The sequence below is a fragment of the Pseudomonas ogarae genome (assembly GCF_014268695.2).
GTDB classification, from domain to species: Bacteria; Pseudomonadota; Gammaproteobacteria; order Pseudomonadales; family Pseudomonadaceae; genus Aquipseudomonas; species Aquipseudomonas kilonensis.
Genome location: NZ_CP077086.1, coordinates 5,702,865 through 5,723,792, shown reverse-complemented (window position 1 = coordinate 5,723,792; position 20,928 = coordinate 5,702,865). Strand labels below are relative to the sequence as shown.

The window sequence follows — 20,928 nt, the reverse complement described above, 5'->3', positions numbered from 1 at the left end:
GCTGTTTCCTTGTCATGGGTTGCGCAATTGAAGCTAACACAGTTGCCGTTTAAAGGTTTTTTCTTGCGTTCTCATGCGCTTACTTCGAATAAAGCACATAGACGACTTGACTTGAAGGAGGCGAAACAGAAGAATCCAAAGTCCGCTGTAGAGGGACTGCCAGAAGCAGACCCACTCGGCAGATCATGAGGCGCACATCCGCGCCGACCTGTTACACCCGCAACGCGTTACCTCGCGCTGGGTGGGAAAGGCCCGCAACACTTGGGACGATCCCAATACTTGCTCAGTCAGTGCTGACGTAGTCGGCGACCACCGTCGCTCATGCTCTGCCGAGAAGTAAACCTATTAAGACCCGTCCCTTTCTTGTGGGTCGGTATTCTGGCGTTTTAGAGGTGAACAACGTGGAGCTTTTATCTGGCGGTGAGATGCTCGTCCGCTTTTTGCGTGACGAAGGCGTCAAATATATCTACGGGTACCCCGGTGGTGCTCTTCTTCATGTCTATGATGCCCTGTTCAAAGAACCGGAAGTGACCCACATCCTGGTTCGTCACGAGCAGGCGGCCACCCATATGGCTGACGGCTATGCCCGTGCCACCGGCAAGGCCGGCGTGGTACTGGTGACTTCCGGTCCAGGCGCCACGAACGCCATCACCGGTATCGCCACCGCGTACATGGACTCCATCCCGATGGTGATCATTTCCGGTCAGGTGCCCAGCACCATGGTGGGTACCGACGCATTCCAGGAAACCGACATGATCGGTATCTCCCGGCCGATCGTGAAGCACAGCTTCATGATCAAGCACGCGTCGGAAATCCCAGAAGTCATGAAGAAGGCCTTCTACCTGGCTGAATCCGGTCGTCCGGGCCCGGTCGTGGTCGATGTCCCGAAAGACATGACCAACCCGGCCGAGAAGTTCGAATACATCTTCCCGAAAAAAGCCAAGCTGCGCTCCTACAGCCCGGCCGTACGCGGCCACTCCGGGCAAATCCGCAAGGCAGCCGAGATGCTCCTGGCGGCCAAGCGCCCGGTGCTGTACTCCGGTGGTGGCGTGATCCTCGGCGGTGGCTCCGCGCCGCTGACCGAACTGGCGAAAATGCTCAACCTGCCGGTCACCAATACGCTGATGGGCCTGGGCGCGTTCCCGGGCACCGATCGTCAGTTCATCGGTATGCTCGGCATGCACGGCAGCTACACCGCCAACCTGGCGATGCACCACGCCGATGTGATCCTGGCGGTCGGCGCACGTTTCGACGACCGCGTCATCAATGGTCCGGCGAAATTCTGCCCGAACGCCAAGATCATCCACATCGACATCGACCCGGCGTCCATTTCCAAGACCATCAAGGCAGACGTGCCGATTGTCGGTCCTGTAGAGAGCGTGCTGACCGAAATGGTCGCCATTCTCAAGGAAATCGGCGAGGTTCCAAACAAGGAGTCCGTGGCCAGTTGGTGGAAGCAGGTTGATGAATGGCGCGGCGATCGTGGCCTGTTCCCTTATGACAAGGGTGACGGCAGTGTGATCAAGCCGCAGACCGTGATCGAAACCCTGTGCGAAGTGACCAAGGGCGACGCCTTTGTGACCTCCGACGTGGGTCAGCACCAGATGTTCGCTGCGCAGTACTACAAGTTCGACAAACCCAATCGCTGGATCAACTCCGGCGGCCTGGGCACCATGGGCTTCGGTTTCCCGGCGGCCATGGGCATCAAGTTGAGCTTCCCAGAGGCTGATGTCGCCTGCGTCACGGGCGAAGGCAGCATCCAGATGAACATCCAGGAACTGTCCACCTGCCTGCAATACGGTTTGCCGGTGAAGATCGTGATCCTGAACAACGGCGTGTTGGGGATGGTTCGCCAGTGGCAGGACATGAGCTACGGCAGCCGTCACTCGCACTCGTACATGGAATCGTTGCCTGATTTCGTCAAGCTGGCAGAGGCCTACGGTCACGTTGGCGTGCGCATCACCGAATCGAAGGATTTGAAGTCGAAGATGGAGGAAGCGTTCGCCATGAAGGATCGCCTGGTGGTGATCGATATTGCGGTCGACACCAGCGAGCACGTCTACCCGATGCAGATCAAAGACGGCTCCATGCGCGATATGTGGCTGAGCAAGACGGAGCGTACCTAATCATGCGACATATTATTTCCCTGCTTCTGGAAAACGAACCGGGTGCGCTGTCTCGTGTTGTGGGCCTGTTCTCGCAGCGCAACTACAACATCGAAAGCCTGACCGTGGCGCCAACCGAAGACCCGACCCTGTCGCGTCTGACGCTGACCACCGTGGGGCACGATGAAATCATCGAGCAGATCACCAAGAACCTGAACAAGCTGATCGAGGTGGTCAAGCTGGTGGACCTGTCGGAAAGCGCTCACATCGAGCGTGAACTGATGCTGGTCAAGGTCAAGGCCACCGGCGCCCAGCGCGCCGAGATCAAACGCACTACCGATATTTATCGTGGGCAGATCGTCGATGTCAGCGCCAGCGTCTATACCGTTCAGTTGACCGGTACCAGCGACAAGCTCGACAGCTTCATTCAATCGATCGGCACTGCCTCGATTCTGGAAACCGTACGCAGTGGCGTCACCGGGATTGCCCGTGGCGACAAAGTACTGAGCATCTAACCAAATTAGCGAATGGCCTGAACGGCCGGATATAGGGGAAATTCATGAAAGTTTTCTACGATAAAGACTGCGACCTGTCGATCATCCAGGGCAAGAAAGTCGCCATCATCGGCTACGGCTCCCAAGGTCACGCCCAAGCGTGCAACCTGAAAGATTCCGGCGTTGACGTGACTGTCGGCCTGCGTAAAGGCTCGGCCACCGTTGCCAAGGCCGAGGCCCATGGCCTGAAAGTGACCGACGTGGCTTCTGCCGTTGCTGCCGCCGACCTGGTCATGATCCTGACCCCGGACGAGTTCCAATCGGCGCTGTACAAGAACGAAATCGAACCAAACATCAAGAAAGGCGCCACCCTGGCCTTCTCCCACGGCTTCGCGATCCACTACAACCAGGTTGTGCCACGTGCCGACCTCGACGTGATCATGATCGCGCCGAAGGCTCCGGGTCACACCGTGCGTTCCGAGTTCGTGAAAGGCGGCGGTATCCCTGACCTGATTGCGATCTACCAGGATGCGTCCGGCAACGCCAAGAACGTGGCCTTGTCCTACGCTGCTGGCGTGGGTGGCGGTCGTACCGGCATCATCGAAACCACCTTCAAGGACGAGACCGAAACCGACCTGTTCGGCGAGCAAGCCGTTCTGTGCGGCGGTACCGTCGAGCTGGTCAAGGCCGGTTTCGAAACCCTGGTTGAAGCTGGCTACGCGCCAGAAATGGCCTACTTCGAGTGCCTGCACGAACTGAAGCTGATCGTTGACCTCATGTACGAAGGCGGTATCGCCAACATGAACTACTCGATCTCCAACAACGCCGAGTACGGCGAGTACGTGACCGGTCCGGAAGTCATCAACGCCGAATCCCGCCAGGCCATGCGCAACGCCCTGAAACGTATCCAGGACGGCGAATACGCCAAGATGTTCATCAGCGAAGGCGCTACCGGCTATCCTTCGATGACCGCCAAGCGTCGCAACAACGCCGCCCACGGTATCGAAATCATCGGCGAGCAACTGCGCTCGATGATGCCGTGGATCGGTGCCAACAAGATCGTCGACAAAGCCAAGAACTAAGTCGCGAACTTGATCGAAAAACGCGGCCTTGGCCGCGTTTTTTCGTTTGGGCGGTGGCTTCTGGTATAAAGCTGCATCGTTTGCGGTAGAACCGTCGTCCCAGACATCTGTCGAATTTTTTCACACCGTTGCAAGGTATTGTCCATGAGCGAACGTCCCGACGAGCCAAACCAGGCTCCTGACGCCGAAAGCCTGTTGCCCATCGATGAGCACGTCGAAGAAGGCCATGACGCAGAAGGCCGTAAGGTCCGGCATCGTGGCATCTATCTGCTGCCGAATCTGTTCACCACCGCGAACCTGTTCGCCGGTTTCTATTCCATCATCAGCTCCATGAGTGCCCAGGCTGCCTTGAGCGCTGGCGATAGCGCAGGGGCGAGCCGTTACTTCGCGTTCGCCGCCATTGCGATCTTCGTCGCCATGGTGCTCGATGGCCTGGACGGGCGCGTGGCCCGCATGACCAATACCCAGAGCGCGTTCGGCGCCGAATACGATTCGCTGTCCGACATGGTCGCCTTCGGCGTAGCGCCTGCCTTGCTGGCGTTCGGTTGGGCGCTGGGGGATATGGGCAAGGTCGGCTGGATGGTTGCCTTTGTCTATGTGGCGGGTGCGGCGTTGCGCCTGGCTCGTTTCAACACTCAGGTCGGCAAGGCTGACAAGCGTTACTTCATCGGCCTGGCCAGTCCGGCCGCGGCGGGTGTCGTGGCAGGTGTTGTCTGGGCATTCAGCGATTACGGCATCCAGGGTTCAAAAATGTCGTTTCTGGTGGCGCTGCTGGTTGCGGCGGCCGGGATGCTGATGGTCAGCAACATCAAGTACAACAGCTTCAAGGAGCTGGATCTGAAGGGGCGCGTGCCGTTCGTGGCAATTCTGGCAGTGGTGCTGGTGTTTGCCGTGGTGTTCAGTGATCCTCCACGTATCCTGTTGTTGGTGTTCCTGGGCTATGCCGCCTCTGGGCCGGTGCAATACTTGTTGCGTCTTCGCCGACGCTAAACGTTGCCTTAATGTAATTTCACCCATACTCCGCAGTCTATTGGTGTACCTGCCCTCCAATGCTGCGGAGTTGTCATGCTGATCAAGATCCCCAAGTCGTCCGACTGCCATGAATCGGACGTCACGCCAGAATCCCTTTATCTATCCCGTCGTCAGATGCTCGGTGCAACCATGGCGGGTCTGGCCGTGAGCAGCTTGCCACGATGGGCCAGTGCTGCCGATGCGGCGCGTTATGCCGATGTCGAGCCCGGCAAGGCACCGTCCTGGTTCGCCGAGAAACTGCCTTCAGTCCAATGGGGCGCAGTCACGGTCAAGAATGAGTCCATTACACCGTTCAAGGACGCGACCCATTACAACAACTTCTATGAGTTCGGAACCGACAAGGGAGACCCGGCAGCCAATGCTGGATCGTTGAAGACCGAGCCCTGGAGTGTGGTCGTGGACGGGGAGGTGGGCAAGCCGGGACGCTACGGGTTGGAAGACTTCATGAAGCCTTATCAACTGGAAGAGCGTATTTATCGATTGCGCTGTGTCGAGGCCTGGTCGATGGTCATTCCTTGGATCGGCTTCCCCATTTCCGCGCTGCTCAAGCAGGTCGAGCCGACCTCCAAGGCCAAGTACATCCGCTTCGAAACCCTGCAGGATCCCAAGGTCATGCCGGGGCAGCGTTCTGGTTTCGCCTTGATCGATTGGCCATATGTCGAAGGCTTGCGATTGGACGAGGCCATGAATCCGTTGGCCATCCTGGCGGTTGGGATGTACGGACGGGAGTTGCCGAACCAGAACGGGGCGCCGCTGCGGTTGGTGGTCCCATGGAAGTACGGTTTCAAAAGTGTGAAGTCCATCGTACGTATCAGTTTGGTGAGCGAGCAGCCGAAGACGACTTGGCAAAGCATTGCGTCTGACGAATACGGCTTTTATGCCAACGTCAATCCAACGGTCGATCACCCGCGCTGGACCCAGGCGCGTGAACGTCGTTTACCAAGCGGGCTGTTCAGTCCCAATGTTCGCGATACGTTGATGTTCAACGGCTATCAGGATGAAGTCGCTTCTTTATATGCAGGGATGGACCTGAGGAAGGACTACTGATGCGTTTTCCAGTCTGGCGAGTCGGCGTCTTCATCGCGGCGGCGGTCTGGCCCTTGTTGTGGCTTTACGAGGCCTTGATGAACTCGCTGGGTCCTGACCCAGGCAAGGTGCTGGTGGATCGGCTCGGGTTGGGCACGTTGATCCTGTTGTTGATTACCTTGAGCATGACGCCGCTGCAAAAGCTGACGGGATGGGCGGGGTGGATTGCGGTCAGACGCCAATTGGGATTGTGGTGCTTTGCTTATGTGGTGCTGCATTTGAGTGGGTATGCGGCGTTCATATTGGGGTTTGACTGGTCGCAGCTGGGTGTCGAGTTGAGCAAGCGGCCTTACATTATTGTTGGGGCGCTTGGGTTTCTCGGCCTGCTGGCGCTGGCGGTCACCTCCAATCGCTACAGTCAGCGGCGGCTTGGCGTGCGCTGGAAGAAACTGCATCGCCTGGTTTATCTGATCCTGGGGCTTGGGCTGCTGCATATGCTGTGGATCGTGCGGGCAGATCTGAAAGAGTGGTCGATATACGCCTTTATAGGTGCCGTACTGTTGGTACTGAGGGTTCCGCCGGTTATGCGCCGGATCCCGCGTTTGCTGGGTAGGAAAGTCGCTTCTGCAACAAAAGCGTAATTAGGGGTTGACGGCAGATTCTGGAAGTCTATAATTCGCCCCACTTCCGGCGCAGTCGAAACGGAAAACTCCTTGAAATTCAATGAGTTAAGTAAGTTTCGAAGGTGTTGGGCTTCAGGTAATCGAAGCCCGGAAGGAGCAGGTAGAGCGGTGTTGTTTGGCTCTATCGGCGGTTCGATCTTCTCGGTCGAAAGCGGTGAAAAAGAGGTGTTGACAGCAGCGAGTAACGCTGTAGAATTCGCCTCCCGCTAACGAGAGATCGGAAGCGCAAGTGGTTGAAGTTGCAAAGGAAACTTTGAAAACTTCTGAAAATAACCGCTTGACAGATGCACGGGGCGCTGTAGAATGCGCGCCTCGGTTGAGACGAAAGACTCAGCCAACCGCTCTTTAACAACTGAATCAAGCAATTCGTGTGGGTGCTTGTGGAGTCAGACTGCTAGTCAACAGATTATCAGCATCACAAGTTACTCCGCGAGAAATCAAAGATGTAACCAACGATTGCTGAGCCAAGTTTAGGGTTTTCTCAAAACCCAAAGATGTTTGAACTGAAGAGTTTGATCATGGCTCAGATTGAACGCTGGCGGCAGGCCTAACACATGCAAGTCGAGCGGTAGAGAGGTGCTTGCACCTCTTGAGAGCGGCGGACGGGTGAGTAATGCCTAGGAATCTGCCTGGTAGTGGGGGATAACGCTCGGAAACGGACGCTAATACCGCATACGTCCTACGGGAGAAAGCAGGGGACCTTCGGGCCTTGCGCTATCAGATGAGCCTAGGTCGGATTAGCTAGTTGGTGGGGTAATGGCTCACCAAGGCGACGATCCGTAACTGGTCTGAGAGGATGATCAGTCACACTGGAACTGAGACACGGTCCAGACTCCTACGGGAGGCAGCAGTGGGGAATATTGGACAATGGGCGAAAGCCTGATCCAGCCATGCCGCGTGTGTGAAGAAGGTCTTCGGATTGTAAAGCACTTTAAGTTGGGAGGAAGGGCATTAACCTAATACGTTAGTGTTTTGACGTTACCGACAGAATAAGCACCGGCTAACTCTGTGCCAGCAGCCGCGGTAATACAGAGGGTGCAAGCGTTAATCGGAATTACTGGGCGTAAAGCGCGCGTAGGTGGTTTGTTAAGTTGGATGTGAAAGCCCCGGGCTCAACCTGGGAACTGCATTCAAAACTGACAAGCTAGAGTATGGTAGAGGGTGGTGGAATTTCCTGTGTAGCGGTGAAATGCGTAGATATAGGAAGGAACACCAGTGGCGAAGGCGACCACCTGGACTGATACTGACACTGAGGTGCGAAAGCGTGGGGAGCAAACAGGATTAGATACCCTGGTAGTCCACGCCGTAAACGATGTCAACTAGCCGTTGGGAGCCTTGAGCTCTTAGTGGCGCAGCTAACGCATTAAGTTGACCGCCTGGGGAGTACGGCCGCAAGGTTAAAACTCAAATGAATTGACGGGGGCCCGCACAAGCGGTGGAGCATGTGGTTTAATTCGAAGCAACGCGAAGAACCTTACCAGGCCTTGACATCCAATGAACTTTCCAGAGATGGATTGGTGCCTTCGGGAACATTGAGACAGGTGCTGCATGGCTGTCGTCAGCTCGTGTCGTGAGATGTTGGGTTAAGTCCCGTAACGAGCGCAACCCTTGTCCTTAGTTACCAGCACGTCATGGTGGGCACTCTAAGGAGACTGCCGGTGACAAACCGGAGGAAGGTGGGGATGACGTCAAGTCATCATGGCCCTTACGGCCTGGGCTACACACGTGCTACAATGGTCGGTACAGAGGGTTGCCAAGCCGCGAGGTGGAGCTAATCCCACAAAACCGATCGTAGTCCGGATCGCAGTCTGCAACTCGACTGCGTGAAGTCGGAATCGCTAGTAATCGCGAATCAGAATGTCGCGGTGAATACGTTCCCGGGCCTTGTACACACCGCCCGTCACACCATGGGAGTGGGTTGCACCAGAAGTAGCTAGTCTAACCTTCGGGGGGACGGTTACCACGGTGTGATTCATGACTGGGGTGAAGTCGTAACAAGGTAGCCGTAGGGGAACCTGCGGCTGGATCACCTCCTTAATCGACGACCGCAGCTGCTTCATGAGCTCCCACACGAATTGCTTGATTCATTGAAGAAGACGATAGAAGCAGCTTTAAGCTCCAAGCTGATAGCTCATGGCTAACAGTTACAAGCTCGAAATTGGGTCTGTAGCTCAGTTGGTTAGAGCGCACCCCTGATAAGGGTGAGGTCGGCAGTTCGAATCTGCCCAGACCCACCAATTTTGTAATGGGGCCATAGCTCAGCTGGGAGAGCGCCTGCCTTGCACGCAGGAGGTCAGCGGTTCGATCCCGCTTGGCTCCACCATAAACTGCTTCTGAAAGCTTAGAAATGAGCATTCCATCAAGGTGATGGTGAATGTTGATTTCTAGTCTTTTGATTAGATCGTTCTTTAAAAATTTGGGTATGTGATAGAAAGATAGACTGGACGTTACTTTCACTGGTAACGGATCAGGCTAAGGTAAAATTTGTGAGTTCTCTTAGTTGAGAAATTCGAATTTTCGGCGAATGTCGTCTTCACAGTATAACCAGATTGCTTGGGGTTATATGGTCAAGTGAAGAAGCGCATACGGTGGATGCCTTGGCAGTCAGAGGCGATGAAAGACGTGGTAGCCTGCGAAAAGCTTCGGGGAGTCGGCAAACAGACTTTGATCCGGAGATGTCTGAATGGGGGAACCCAGCCATCATAAGATGGTTATCTTGTACTGAATACATAGGTGCAAGAGGCGAACCAGGGGAACTGAAACATCTAAGTACCCTGAGGAAAAGAAATCAACCGAGATTCCCTTAGTAGTGGCGAGCGAACGGGGACTAGCCCTTAAGCTTCTTTGATTTTAGCGGAACGCTCTGGAAAGTGCGGCCATAGTGGGTGATAGCCCTGTACGCGAAAGGATCTTAGAAGTGAAATCGAGTAGGACGGAGCACGAGAAACTTTGTCTGAATATGGGGGGACCATCCTCCAAGGCTAAATACTACTGACTGACCGATAGTGAACTAGTACCGTGAGGGAAAGGCGAAAAGAACCCCGGAGAGGGGAGTGAAATAGATCCTGAAACCGTATGCGTACAAGCAGTGGGAGCCCACTTTGTTGGGTGACTGCGTACCTTTTGTATAATGGGTCAGCGACTTATTTTCAGTGGCGAGCTTAACCGAATAGGGGAGGCGTAGCGAAAGCGAGTCTTAATAGGGCGTCTAGTCGCTGGGAATAGACCCGAAACCGGGCGATCTATCCATGGGCAGGTTGAAGGTTGGGTAACACTAACTGGAGGACCGAACCGACTACCGTTGAAAAGTTAGCGGATGACCTGTGGATCGGAGTGAAAGGCTAATCAAGCTCGGAGATAGCTGGTTCTCCTCGAAAGCTATTTAGGTAGCGCCTCATGTATCACTGTAGGGGGTAGAGCACTGTTTCGGCTAGGGGGTCATCCCGACTTACCAAACCGATGCAAACTCCGAATACCTACAAGTGCCGAGCATGGGAGACACACGGCGGGTGCTAACGTCCGTCGTGAAAAGGGAAACAACCCAGACCGTCAGCTAAGGTCCCAAAGTTATGGTTAAGTGGGAAACGATGTGGGAAGGCTTAGACAGCTAGGAGGTTGGCTTAGAAGCAGCCACCCTTTAAAGAAAGCGTAATAGCTCACTAGTCGAGTCGGCCTGCGCGGAAGATGTAACGGGGCTCAAACCATACACCGAAGCTACGGGTATCACGCAAGTGATGCGGTAGAGGAGCGTTCTGTAAGCCTGTGAAGGTGAGTTGAGAAGCTTGCTGGAGGTATCAGAAGTGCGAATGCTGACATGAGTAACGACAATGGGTGTGAAAAACACCCACGCCGAAAGACCAAGGTTTCCTGCGCAACGTTAATCGACGCAGGGTTAGTCGGTCCCTAAGGCGAGGCTGAAAAGCGTAGTCGATGGAAAACAGGTTAATATTCCTGTACTTCTGGTTATTGCGATGGAGGGACGGAGAAGGCTAGGCCAGCTTGGCGTTGGTTGTCCAAGTTTAAGGTGGTAGGCTGGAATCTTAGGTAAATCCGGGATTCTAAGGCCGAGAGCTGATGACGAGTTACCCTTTGGGTGACGAAGTGGTTGATGCCATGCTTCCAAGAAAAGCTTCTAAGCTTCAGGTAACCAGGAACCGTACCCCAAACCGACACAGGTGGTTGGGTAGAGAATACCAAGGCGCTTGAGAGAACTCGGGTGAAGGAACTAGGCAAAATGGCACCGTAACTTCGGGAGAAGGTGCGCCGGTGAGGGTGAAGCACTTGCTGCGTAAGCCCACGCCGGTCGAAGATACCAGGCCGCTGCGACTGTTTATTAAAAACACAGCACTCTGCAAACACGAAAGTGGACGTATAGGGTGTGACGCCTGCCCGGTGCCGGAAGGTTAATTGATGGGGTTAGCTAACGCGAAGCTCTTGATCGAAGCCCCGGTAAACGGCGGCCGTAACTATAACGGTCCTAAGGTAGCGAAATTCCTTGTCGGGTAAGTTCCGACCTGCACGAATGGCGTAACGATGGCGGCGCTGTCTCCACCCGAGACTCAGTGAAATTGAAATCGCTGTGAAGATGCAGTGTATCCGCGGCTAGACGGAAAGACCCCGTGAACCTTTACTATAGCTTTGCACTGGACTTTGAATTTGCTTGTGTAGGATAGGTGGGAGGCTTTGAAGCGTGGACGCCAGTTCGCGTGGAGCCATCCTTGAAATACCACCCTGGCAACTTTGAGGTTCTAACTCAGGTCCGTTATCCGGATCGAGGACAGTGTATGGTGGGTAGTTTGACTGGGGCGGTCTCCTCCTAAAGAGTAACGGAGGAGTACGAAGGTGCGCTCAGACCGGTCGGAAATCGGTCGTAGAGTATAAAGGCAAAAGCGCGCTTGACTGCGAGACAGACACGTCGAGCAGGTACGAAAGTAGGTCTTAGTGATCCGGTGGTTCTGTATGGAAGGGCCATCGCTCAACGGATAAAAGGTACTCCGGGGATAACAGGCTGATACCGCCCAAGAGTTCATATCGACGGCGGTGTTTGGCACCTCGATGTCGGCTCATCACATCCTGGGGCTGAAGCCGGTCCCAAGGGTATGGCTGTTCGCCATTTAAAGTGGTACGCGAGCTGGGTTTAGAACGTCGTGAGACAGTTCGGTCCCTATCTGCCGTGGACGTTTGAGATTTGAGAGGGGCTGCTCCTAGTACGAGAGGACCGGAGTGGACGAACCTCTGGTGTTCCGGTTGTCACGCCAGTGGCATTGCCGGGTAGCTATGTTCGGGAAAGATAACCGCTGAAAGCATCTAAGCGGGAAACTTGCCTCAAGATGAGATCTCACTGGGACCTTGAGTCCCCTGAAGGGCCGTCGAAGACTACGACGTTGATAGGCAGGGTGTGTAAGCGCTGTGAGGCGTTGAGCTAACCTGTACTAATTGCCCGTGAGGCTTGACCATATAACACCCAAGCAATTTGTGAACTCCAAGCCCAAAAGCGAAAGAGACCAGATTGCGGTGTGTGAAGACGAAACGAACCGAAAGTTCGAATCTCACAAAACACCGAAGCTATCACATACCCAATTTGCTGAAGCGAGGCCGACTGGCCACGACTCAGTACCCGAATTTCTTGACGACCATAGAGCATTGGAACCACCTGATCCCATCCCGAACTCAGCAGTGAAACGATGCATCGCCGATGGTAGTGTGGGGTTTCCCCATGTGAGAGTAGGTCATCGTCAAGATTAAATTCCGAAACCCCTATCTGCTGATGCAGGTAGGGGTTTTGTTTTTGTCCCTAGGAAAGTCTGCGAAAGCTCGTGATAAATTTGCACAGTTATTTCCGAGCTGGAGCACTAGAATAGCCCCACTTTAGCTGAGCCAGAGCTGTTTATGCCCGATCCGTCAGACATTGATAGGTTGTCAGATCTGCCCCTGAGCGGTCTGGTGGCGTGTCATGAGTGCGACCTGTTGATGCGCAAGCCTCAGCTGGCCCATGGTGAAAAAGCCGAGTGCCCCCGCTGTGGCTATGAGCTCTATGCTCACCGGCACAATGTAGTCGAACGCAGTCTTGCCTTGGTTATCGCCGCCCTGCTGTTATATGTGCCGGCCAACTTCTTACCCATCATGCAACTCAATCTGCTCGGGCAGTCCTCCCAGGACACCGTTTGGAGTGGCGTGGTCGGTCTGTTCGATACCGGTATGCAAGGTGTATCGGCGGTGGTGTTCCTGTGCAGCATGGGTATTCCGCTACTCAAGTTGCTTTGCCAGTTGGCTGTGCTGCTGACCATTCGCTTGGACGTTGGCCGTAGCTACGGTTTGTTGCTCTACCGCATTTATCACCATTTACGAGACTGGGGGATGCTTGAGGTCTACCTCATGGGCGTGCTGGTGGCCATCGTCAAGTTGGCAGATATGGCGGCCATGACCATAGGCCTTGGCCTGGTGTGCTTCATCAGTTTGTTGCTGGTCCAGGTCTGGTTGGAGGTGGTGATGTCACCGCATCAGATCTGGCAGGCGTTATCAGGAGAAGATGCCCATGCGGGCGATTGATGCAGGCATTCTGATCTGTGCGGAATGCCATGAGTTGAATCGGCAGGATGCTGAAGCCGACAACCAAACCTGTACTCGCTGCGGCGCGCTGGTTCACCCCCGTCGCCCGAACAGCTTGATGCGGACCTGGGCGTTGTTGATCACCGCCGCGGTTCTTTATATTCCGGCCAACATGTTGCCGATCATGACCATCAACTCGCTGGGCCAAGGCGCTCCGAGTACTATCATGTCCGGCGTCATCGAGTTGGTACAACACGGCATGATTCCTATTGCCGCCGTGGTGTTCATCGCCAGTATCCTGGTGCCCACTTTCAAGCTGGTGGGTATCGCCTTATTACTGTTTTCCGTGCAGCGGCACCAGCCCATGTCGGCGCGGCAACGCATCCTTATGTACCGTTTCATCGAGTTCATTGGTCGTTGGTCGATGCTCGATATTTTCGTGATCGCCATTCTGGTGGCGGTGGTGAATTTTGGGCGGCTCGCCAGTGTCGAAGCCGGTCTTGGCGCGATTGCTTTCGCCAGCGTAGTGATTTTGACAATGATTGCCGCAGTAACCTTCGATCCCCGACTGATTTGGGATAACACGGAGTCGGATGACGACCATGACTGATTTGCCTACCGCTAAAACCCGACCGGCTTCGAACTGGTCGGCCATCTGGGTCCTGCCGCTGATCGCCTTGATCATCGGCGGCTGGCTCGGCTGGCGGGCTTATAACGAGACCGGAATCGAGATCAATGTGCGCTTTGAGAGTGGTGAAGGCATCCAGGTCAACAAAACCGAAGTCGTCTACAAAGGGATGCCGGTCGGCAAAGTGACGGCCCTTACACTCGATGACGAAGGCAGCTCCAAGGGAGTGGTCGCGACGGTCGAGATGAACAAGGACGTCGAGCAATACCTCAAGACCGGAACACGTTTCTGGCTGGTCAAGCCGAGCGTGAGCCTGGCCGGTATCACCGGCCTGGAAACCCTGGTATCGGGTAACTACGTAGCTATCAGCCCGGGTGAAGGCGAATCGACCCGTAAATTCAAGGCACTGGTCGAAGAGCCTCCACTGTCGGACGCCAAACCGGGTTTGCACCTGACCCTCAAGGCTGATCGATTGGGTTCGCTGAACCGCGGCAGCCCGGTGTTCTACAAACAGATCCAGGTCGGTCAGGTGAAGAGCTACCTGTTGTCCGAGGATCAGAGCAAGGTCGAGATCAAAATCTTCATCGAACCGACCTATGCCAGCCTGGTGCGCAAACACACGCGTTTCTGGAACGCCAGTGGCATCAGCATCGATGCCAACCTCTCGGGCGTCAAAGTGCGCAGCGAGTCCCTGGCCAGCATCGTGGCCGGAGGGATTGCTTTCGCCACGCCGGAAAGCCGCAAGGACAGCCCGCCGACGGACCCAAGCCTGCCGTTCCGTCTTTACGAAGACTTTGACGCCGCTGCGGCGGGCATCCGGGTGAAGGTCAAGCTCAGTGATTTCGAGGGCTTGCAGGCCGGTCGTACACCGGTCATGTACAAAGGCATCCAGGTCGGCAGCCTGAAGACCCTCAAGGTCGATCCGGACCTGTCCAGCGCCACGGCTGAATTGACCCTGGATCCCTTGGCCGAAGATTACCTGGTAACCGGCACGCAGTTCTGGGTCGTCAAGCCGTCGATTTCCCTGGCGGGGATCACCGGTCTGGAAGCGTTGGTCAAGGGCAACTACATTGCTGTGCGACCGGGTGACAAGGGCGGCGCGCCGCAGCGCGAGTACGAAGCCAGGGCAAAGGCGCCGCCGCTGGACTTGCGTTCACCGGGCTTGCACTTGGTCCTGCTGACCGAAAACCTCGGTTCCCTGGAAGTCGGCAGTCCGATCCTCTACAAGCAGGTCAAGGTCGGGTCGGTGCAGAGCTACCAGTTTTCCCGCAAGAAGAAGCAACTGATCATTGGTGTGCACATCGAGAAAGAATACGAAGGGCTGGTCAACGGCTCGACACGTTTCTGGAACGCCAGTGGCATCACCCTTACGGGAGGTTTGACGGGCGGGATCCAGGTCAAGAGCGAGTCCCTGCAAAGCCTGATGGCCGGCGGGATTGCCTTCGAAACTCCGGAACCCAATGTGCCGCTGAAAAGACGCATCCCGCGTTTCCGCCTGTTTGCCGATCATGAAGCGGCACAACAGCGCGGCACCGTGGTGACGATCAAGGTCGACCGCGCCGATGGTTTGCGCAGCGGTACGCCGATCCGTTTCAAAGGGCTGGATGTGGGCCAGATCGAGGATGTCGATCTCAGCGCCGATATGCAATCGGTGCTGCTCACTGCGCGTATCACCGAAGTGCCCGAGCGCATCGCCCGGGTCGGGTCCCAGTTCTGGGTGGTCAAGCCGGAGTTGGGGTTGATGAAGACCTCCAACCTGGAAACCCTGGTAACCGGCCAGTACGTTGAAGTGCAGCCTTCGGCGAAAAACCTCGGGCCGCAGAAAAGCTTCGTGGCCCTGGCCAACCCACCGGAAAGTGCGGTGCCCGAAGCGGGATTGAGCCTGGTGCTGAGCGCGGCCCGCCGTGGTTCGTTGAAGACCGGTGTGCCGGTGACCTATCGCGAGATTACGGTGGGCAAGGTTACTGGTTATGAATTGGGCCAGACCGCAGACCGAGTGCTGATCCATATCTTGATCGAGCCCAAATATGCGCCACTGGTGCGCAGCGGCACACGCTTCTGGAATAGCAGTGGCTTCGGTCTGGACTTCGGTCTGTTCAAGGGCGCGACGGTGAGAACCGAGTCCCTTGAAACGCTTATCCAGGGCGGCATTGCGTTCGCAACGCCGGATGGCGAACGAATGGGCAATCCGGCTCGACCGGAGCAGACTTTCCCGCTGTTCGATAAGTTTGAAGATGAATGGCTGACCTGGGCGCCGAAGATCAGTCTGGGTAAGTGATTGGTGTAACGTTAGTCTATTCTGACGCCATCGTGAGCAGGCTCGCTCCCACCTTGGAATGCTTTGGATGGGCGATCCTGCATCCCCTGTGGGAGCGAGCTTGCTCGCGATGAGGCCATCAGGTGCCCTGAAAACTCAAGAACTAGCGCAATAAAAAAAGGCCGCGATCCATTTGGACTGCGGCCTTTTTCATGCCCGGTTATTCACTCACACCGAATCCAGCTCCGGCTCGTCGGCCTGGACATTCACCGTGGCCTTCACCGCATCGTGACGACGGATGTATTTCCAGTCCGCTTCGTCGATGTAGATGCCGTTCGGACCGCTGCCTCCTTCCAGGTCGATGGCGACACTGGCGCAGACTTGCGGCTTCACACTGGCCAGGATCGGCACGAAGCCCAGTTGCAGGCTGGTTTCCAGCAGGGCGGCCTGGTTTTTCTCGTCGATGTCCGCGGCTTCGTCCAGGTAGTACGGCAGGCGCACGCGGCCGGCCTGTTCGCGGTCCATCAGGTGCAGCAACAAGTACATGTTGGTCAGCGCCTTGATGGTCATGGTGGTGCCGTTGGACGCCGCGCCGTCGATGTCGGTGTGGATCACGGGCTGACCGTTGACCTTGGTGATCTCGAACGCCAGCTCGAACAGGTCCTTGAGGCCGAGCTGGTTGTGGTTCGCCGCCACCAGCCGCGCCAGGTATTCCTTGGCTTCTTCGTTCTTGTTGTCCTGCTCGGCGCTCTGGCTGAGGTCGAACACCGACAGCGTCTCGCCTTCCTCGTACTGGCCGGCACTGTGGATGATCTGGTCGATGTGCTTGAGCGCTTCCTTGTTCGGCGCCAGGACGATCCGGAAGCTCTGCAGGTTGGACACCTGGCGCTTGTTGATCTCGCGGTTGAACAGCGCCAGTTGGTGCTCGAGGCTGTCGTAGTCGCTGCGGATATTGCGCAGGGTCCGGGCGATGTCGGTCACCGCCGCACGGCGCGCCTTGCCCAGGGTCAGCGCTTCGTCGGTGCGGTGGGCATAGGCGTTGATCAGCAGTTGCAGGCGTCGCTCCATGTCGTCTTCGCTGTCGAACTTGGCCACGCCCTTGAGGCGCACCTGGGCATACAGCGCTTCGATCTGGCCGTCGACCCGCAGCAGCCCTTGCCAGCTGTCCTGGTAGTCATTGAGCAGCGGCAGCAGGTTGTCCATGGAGTCGTCGACAGGGTCCATGAACGGCGTGCCGAACGGCAGGTCTGCCGGCAGCAATTGACGACGGCGCAGGGCGTCGTCGAGGGTGCGCTGCTTGGCTTCCATGTCGGCGATCTGCCGGCCCACCAACTGCAACTTGGCGGACAGCTGCTGGACGCGCTCGGTGAAGGCATCGCTGGAGCGCTTGAGTTCGTCCTGAGCGGCTTCCATCTGCGCCAGTTGCTCGAGCTTCTCGCCTTCCTCTGCACTCAGGGTCTGGCTGCGACGGAAGTCTTCCAGGGCTTTCTGCGCATCCAGGACCTGCTGGTACAGCGCCTCGGTCCGGGTCTTGCTCGCGGCGCGGTCGGCGGCCACGGCTTGCTGGGTCTTGAGCTGCTTGAGTTCTTTTTCCAGGCGCTCTTTCTGGTCGCGCAGCGCGGCTCGGTCGGCCAGGGCTTGCAGGGCAGGTGGCTCGATGTGGGACAGGTCGATGGACAGGCCCGGCACTTCGAAACGCTCGCCCTTGAAGCCGTCGAGGATCAGCTCCATGGATTTGACCCACTCGCCGTTCTCGTCCAGCGCGATGCCGTGTTCGCCCAGTGGCAGGCTGAACAGGGCGCTGTTGAACAGGCGCATCAGGCGTTCGACGTCCTGCTGCGAGAACTCTTCCCGCAGACGGGCGTAGCTGTTGTTGTCGGCGTGATCGAGTTGCTGCTTGACCGACTTCAGGCGTTTTTCCAGGTCGCGCAGGCGCTCTTCCAGGTCCTCGGCGCTGAACTGCCGGGACTGGGCCAGGGCGCCGGCCAGTTCGTCGTGGGCGTCCTTGGCGGCGAGCAGTTGCTGCTCCAGGACCTTGACGTCATCCACCAGGGCAAAGCGATGCTTGAGCACCGACAGTTCGCCGAGCCAACGCTGGATGCCGCTGATTTCCCGCTCCAGGCGCATCAGCTCCTGAGTGCCGCCGCGCTGGTCGTTCTGCAGCGAATCCTGTTCGTTGCGGTAGTGCTCGGCCTGGATGGTCAGCTCTTCCTTGCGCGCACTGGCGTAGTCCGACCAGGTACCCAGCAGCGAATCGAGCAACGGCGAGAGACGATGCAATTTGCCGCGCAGGATATCGCGCTGCTTCACGCCATTGGCCAGGGCTTCCACCAGCGGGCCGGCCGCCACCAGGGAGTTGTAGTCCTGCTCCATGCGGCGTACATCGCGGAAGGCTTCTTCGCACGCGGCGATGTAGTCCACGCTACCGGAGCGCAGGCTGTGTTCGAACGCGTCGAGGAACAATTGCTTGAGCTTGGCTGCGGTGATTTCGCGCATGTGCAGCAGGTTGATGAACAGTGCGCGGAAGGTCTTGAGGCTTTGTTCGCTGGTGGAGCGCAGCGGGATCAGCGTCAGGTCCAGCGGGATCGAGGTGTGGCCACCCACCAGCAGGCGTCGCAGTTCATCCGGCTTGAGTTCGTAGGCTTTCAGGCCTTCGCGCTCCAGGTTGGTGAACAGCTCTTTCTGACGCAGGCAGGTGTCATTTTTCTGATAGTGGGCCAGGTCCAGTTTGCCAGCGTAGGCAAAGAACTGGTGACCGAAACCGCCGCCAGGGCCGCGACCGACCACGCCAATTACGTGCGGGCCGTGGGGCAGGGCGACTTCCACCAGAATGTAGCTGGTGTCCGAGGCAAAGTAGAAGCGCCGGGATTGCTCCAGGCTGTACTTGCCGAAGCTCATGTCCGACATGCGCGCCAGGATCGGGAACTGCAAGGCGTTGATCGAGGCGGATTTACCGAGGTTGTTCGCGCCGTACACCGACAGCGGTTCTTCCAGCGGGAACAGACCGAGGCTGTAGCCGGCGGTGTTCAAAAGGGCAAAACGGCGGATGCCGTAGCGTTCCTTGCTCATGCGTCGGTCTCCTGTTCTTCGGCAATGGCGCGGGCCAGTGCGTCTTCTTCGCTCTTACCTTCAAATTCGCTGAGGTCCAGCGGATCATCGGTCTGCAGCAGTTTTTTGTCGCTGTCTTCGTCGATCAGCACGGGCACCGGCAACGGCAGCACGCTGTGCAGGCTGGCGGCCAGGTCGCGGTCCTGCTGGACCGACAGGCACACGTCGAGGAACCGATGCATCGGCGGCAGGAAGCGATACACGCCGTTTTCTTCGCTGGCAAAACCCAGTTGGGTCATGCGCCGCATGATTTTTTCTTCCAGTTCTTCCTGGGTCTGTACTTCGGCCTGGATGAACAGGTCGCGGTACTTTTCCAGCAGCGAAGGCAGCTCATCGCGGCCCAGGCTGCCGCCGTCGAGCACGGCAATCGGATCGCGGCCCTGGTCGGCCAGGTGCTCCACCAGAATGAAGGTGAACAGGGCCAGGCGCTGGGCGGTCTTGTTGACTGCCGCGGCGGCCAGGTCCGGCACGAAGTAATAGAAGCCACGGGTGTCGCACACCAGTTCGAAGCCCAGGGCCTTGAACAGTGTGCGGTACTGGTCCTGGAAGTTCGACAGTTGCGCGTACAGCTCCGGGTCGCGGCGGCTGACGTGGTAGCCCTTGAACAACTCGCGGAAGATCGGCGCCAGTTGGGACAGTTCGGATAGATCAAGATGCATGGGGGATGCTCGCAGAATCCTCGGCGGCGGTGTCGCCGGCCGAGAGCAGGGCGAAGGAGCGCAGGCTGACCTGATGCTCGTGAGTGTGATAGTCGCGGCGTTCCAGACGCTCGCGCTTGAAGCGTTTTTCCCGCGACAGGCGCGAGAACCAGTACAGCAATTCGTCGGTGGCGCCGTCCGGTTCCTGTTCCAGCAGCCAGGTCATCAGGTCCGGCATCGGCAGGGCGTCTTCGCAACGCTCGACCATCTCGCGCACGGTGCGTGGCGCGCGCGGTGCTTCGCCGCCCTTGTGGGTCTTGTGGGACTTGGGGAAGCGCGCCGGTTTCGGTTCGAAACGGGCCAGGGCATAGACGTAGGCTTCGACCTGGCTGGCGCTGCCCAGGAAGGTGCTTTGCGGCCGGGTGAACATCGGCATGGCGGCCTGCGGCACGGCATCGATGCCTTTGCGGCGAATGGCGGCCAGGGCCAGGGCGGCGCCACGGGTCACGGCGTTGTGGCGGCGAGCCTCTTCGCGCAGCGGCAGGAGCAGTTCACGGGCATGCCGCAGGGTCAGTTGGGCGCTGGTCTGCATCTCGAGGATGCGCGCGTGGGTGCGCAGCAGCATGTCGTCGTCCACCAGGTGGCCGAGGCGCTGCTGTTCGGTGAGCATGCGCAACAGCACGTTCTCGACCTTGCGCACGCCTTGCTCGAAGGCGCCGTCGGCATTCACCAGTTGGATCATCGGCTCAACGTATTCGTCCCAGGTCGCCAGCACCTCGGCATAGCGCTGGCGCAGCGGGATCTGCCGATCACTGGTCTTGGCCCGTTCGGCCACGGCCACCAGGGCCTGTTCGTCGTTGGCGAGTTTCTTGAGCACATCGCGCACGCGCATGTCCAGCAGGCGCAGCTGGCGAGCCAGGTCGTTGCCGTCGCGAATGTCGAAGGCGTCCTGGATGTAGCCGGCCAGGCGCTCGAGGTGGCGCAGGTAGGCTTCGATCTCCAGGCACAGGCCCAGGCGGTGTTCGCGGCGCAGGTAGGCGAGGAAGTCATGGATCTGGGCGTTGAGCTCGAAGCGGTTCGGGCTTTTCGCCACCGGTACGAGAATGTCCAGGCGGATCCACACATCCAGCAGGCTGGTGATGTCCTGGGGCGTGCTGTCCAGCTGTTGGGCGGCCAGCTGTGAACGCAATTCGTTGAGGCTCAGGGTGCCCTGGTCGAAGTGCTCGCACAAAGGTTCCAGCAATGCCCAGTGTTCAGCGAGGGCGCGCAAGACGCGCTTGGGTTCGATCATCGCAATGGCCGTCGGGTTGGCAATTAAAAGCGGCG

12 protein-coding genes, 2 tRNA genes and 3 rRNA genes are annotated in these 20,928 nt (G+C 57.4%); 14 read left to right on the top strand and 3 right to left on the bottom strand.

Annotation, left to right across the window (positions count from 1 at the left end; all coding sequences use genetic code 11):
- Positions 1-401 precede the first annotated feature (401 nt).
- The 14 genes from HU749_RS25250 to HU749_RS25185 all read left to right on the top strand — a co-directional run bounded on the left by HU749_RS25250 (position 402) and on the right by HU749_RS25185 (position 15,877).
- Positions 402-2,126: an acetolactate synthase 3 large subunit gene (locus HU749_RS25250; protein ID WP_003205612.1), complete on the top strand. Its 1,725-nt coding sequence runs from the start codon at positions 402-404 to the stop codon at positions 2,124-2,126.
- A gap of 2 nt (positions 2,127-2,128) precedes the next feature.
- The gene (ilvN, locus tag HU749_RS25245; protein WP_003205610.1) at positions 2,129-2,620 is read left to right on the top strand and encodes an acetolactate synthase small subunit; all 492 of its coding nucleotides are present in this window, start codon (positions 2,129-2,131) and stop codon (positions 2,618-2,620) included.
- Positions 2,621-2,664: 44 nt separating this feature from the next.
- A complete protein-coding gene (ilvC, locus tag HU749_RS25240) occupies positions 2,665-3,681 on the top strand; it encodes a ketol-acid reductoisomerase (RefSeq protein WP_003185459.1) in 1,017 nt (338 codons plus the stop codon).
- Positions 3,682-3,825: 144 nt separating this feature from the next.
- Positions 3,826-4,671, top strand: coding sequence for a CDP-diacylglycerol--serine O-phosphatidyltransferase (gene pssA, locus HU749_RS25235; protein WP_014340224.1), 846 nt, complete (start codon positions 3,826-3,828; stop codon positions 4,669-4,671).
- Positions 4,672-4,746: 75 nt separating this feature from the next.
- Positions 4,747-5,760, top strand: coding sequence for a protein-methionine-sulfoxide reductase catalytic subunit MsrP (gene msrP / locus HU749_RS25230; protein WP_186652332.1), 1,014 nt, complete (start codon positions 4,747-4,749; stop codon positions 5,758-5,760).
- Positions 5,760-6,380, top strand: a complete 621-nt coding sequence (gene msrQ / locus HU749_RS25225; protein ID WP_186652330.1) for a protein-methionine-sulfoxide reductase heme-binding subunit MsrQ — start codon at positions 5,760-5,762, stop codon at positions 6,378-6,380. Before msrP ends, msrQ begins: the two co-directional genes overlap by 1 nt.
- 542 nt (positions 6,381-6,922) lie before the next feature.
- Positions 6,923-8,459: ribosomal RNA gene (locus tag HU749_RS25220) — 16S ribosomal RNA — on the top strand.
- Between the two features lie 123 nt (positions 8,460-8,582).
- A tRNA-Ile gene (locus tag HU749_RS25215) sits at positions 8,583-8,659 on the top strand.
- A 10-nt stretch (positions 8,660-8,669) separates the two neighbouring features.
- Positions 8,670-8,745: transfer RNA gene (locus HU749_RS25210), tRNA-Ala, on the top strand.
- Between the two features lie 242 nt (positions 8,746-8,987).
- A 23S ribosomal RNA gene (locus HU749_RS25205) occupies positions 8,988-11,879 on the top strand.
- Between the two features lie 168 nt (positions 11,880-12,047).
- Positions 12,048-12,163, top strand: a 5S ribosomal RNA gene (gene rrf / locus HU749_RS25200).
- Together the 16S, 23S and 5S rRNA genes with 2 tRNA genes alongside form the textbook arrangement of a ribosomal RNA operon.
- 148 nt (positions 12,164-12,311) lie before the next feature.
- On the top strand, positions 12,312-12,971 hold the full coding sequence (locus HU749_RS25195; RefSeq protein WP_014340221.1) for a paraquat-inducible protein A: 660 nt from the start codon (positions 12,312-12,314) through the stop codon (positions 12,969-12,971).
- Complete coding sequence (locus HU749_RS25190) at positions 12,958-13,581, top strand: paraquat-inducible protein A (RefSeq protein WP_014340220.1); 624 nt, start codon at positions 12,958-12,960, stop codon at positions 13,579-13,581. The genes HU749_RS25195 and HU749_RS25190 overlap by 14 nt, the downstream gene beginning before the upstream one ends.
- Entirely contained in the window at positions 13,574-15,877 is a 2,304-nt protein-coding gene (locus HU749_RS25185) for a PqiB family protein (RefSeq protein ID WP_095963352.1), read from the top strand. The genes HU749_RS25190 and HU749_RS25185 overlap by 8 nt, the downstream gene beginning before the upstream one ends.
- A 207-nt stretch (positions 15,878-16,084) precedes the next feature.
- Here HU749_RS25185 and mksF read toward each other — a convergent pair whose 3' ends face one another.
- Genes mksF through mksB form a run of 3 tightly spaced genes read right to left on the bottom strand, consistent with a single transcriptional unit; the run spans position 16,085 to position 20,893 of the window.
- Entirely contained in the window at positions 16,085-18,925 is a 2,841-nt protein-coding gene (mksF, locus tag HU749_RS25180) for an Mks condensin complex protein MksF (protein ID WP_186652069.1), read from the bottom strand.
- Positions 18,922-19,623, bottom strand: a complete 702-nt coding sequence (mksE, locus tag HU749_RS25175; RefSeq protein WP_186652071.1) for an Mks condensin complex protein MksE — start codon at positions 19,621-19,623, stop codon at positions 18,922-18,924. Before mksE ends, mksF begins: the two co-directional genes overlap by 4 nt.
- Complete coding sequence (mksB, locus tag HU749_RS25170) at positions 19,613-20,893, bottom strand: Mks condensin complex protein MksB (RefSeq protein WP_041476417.1); 1,281 nt, start codon at positions 20,891-20,893, stop codon at positions 19,613-19,615. Before mksB ends, mksE begins: the two co-directional genes overlap by 11 nt.
- Positions 20,894-20,928 lie beyond the last annotated feature (35 nt).

What these genes read in the sequence shown, in the direction of transcription:
- ilvN (WP_003205610.1), top strand. Translation starts at nt 2,129, where the DNA reads ATGCGACATATTATTTCCCTGCTTCTGGAAAACGAACCGGGTGCGCTG.
- ilvC (WP_003185459.1), top strand. Translation starts at nt 2,665, where the DNA reads ATGAAAGTTTTCTACGATAAAGACTGCGACCTGTCGATCATCCAGGGC.
- pssA (WP_014340224.1), top strand. Translation starts at nt 3,826, where the DNA reads ATGAGCGAACGTCCCGACGAGCCAAACCAGGCTCCTGACGCCGAAAGC.
- msrP (WP_186652332.1), top strand. Translation starts at nt 4,747, where the DNA reads ATGCTGATCAAGATCCCCAAGTCGTCCGACTGCCATGAATCGGACGTC.
- msrQ (WP_186652330.1), top strand. Translation starts at nt 5,760, where the DNA reads ATGCGTTTTCCAGTCTGGCGAGTCGGCGTCTTCATCGCGGCGGCGGTC.
- HU749_RS25195 (WP_014340221.1), top strand. Translation starts at nt 12,312, where the DNA reads ATGCCCGATCCGTCAGACATTGATAGGTTGTCAGATCTGCCCCTGAGC.
- HU749_RS25190 (WP_014340220.1), top strand. Translation starts at nt 12,958, where the DNA reads ATGCGGGCGATTGATGCAGGCATTCTGATCTGTGCGGAATGCCATGAG.
- HU749_RS25185 (WP_095963352.1), top strand. Translation starts at nt 13,574, where the DNA reads ATGACTGATTTGCCTACCGCTAAAACCCGACCGGCTTCGAACTGGTCG.
- mksF (WP_186652069.1), bottom strand. Translation starts at nt 18,925, where the DNA reads ATGAGCAAGGAACGCTACGGCATCCGCCGTTTTGCCCTTTTGAACACC.
- mksE (WP_186652071.1), bottom strand. Translation starts at nt 19,623, where the DNA reads ATGCATCTTGATCTATCCGAACTGTCCCAACTGGCGCCGATCTTCCGC.
- mksB (WP_041476417.1), bottom strand. Translation starts at nt 20,893, where the DNA reads ATGATCGAACCCAAGCGCGTCTTGCGCGCCCTCGCTGAACACTGGGCA.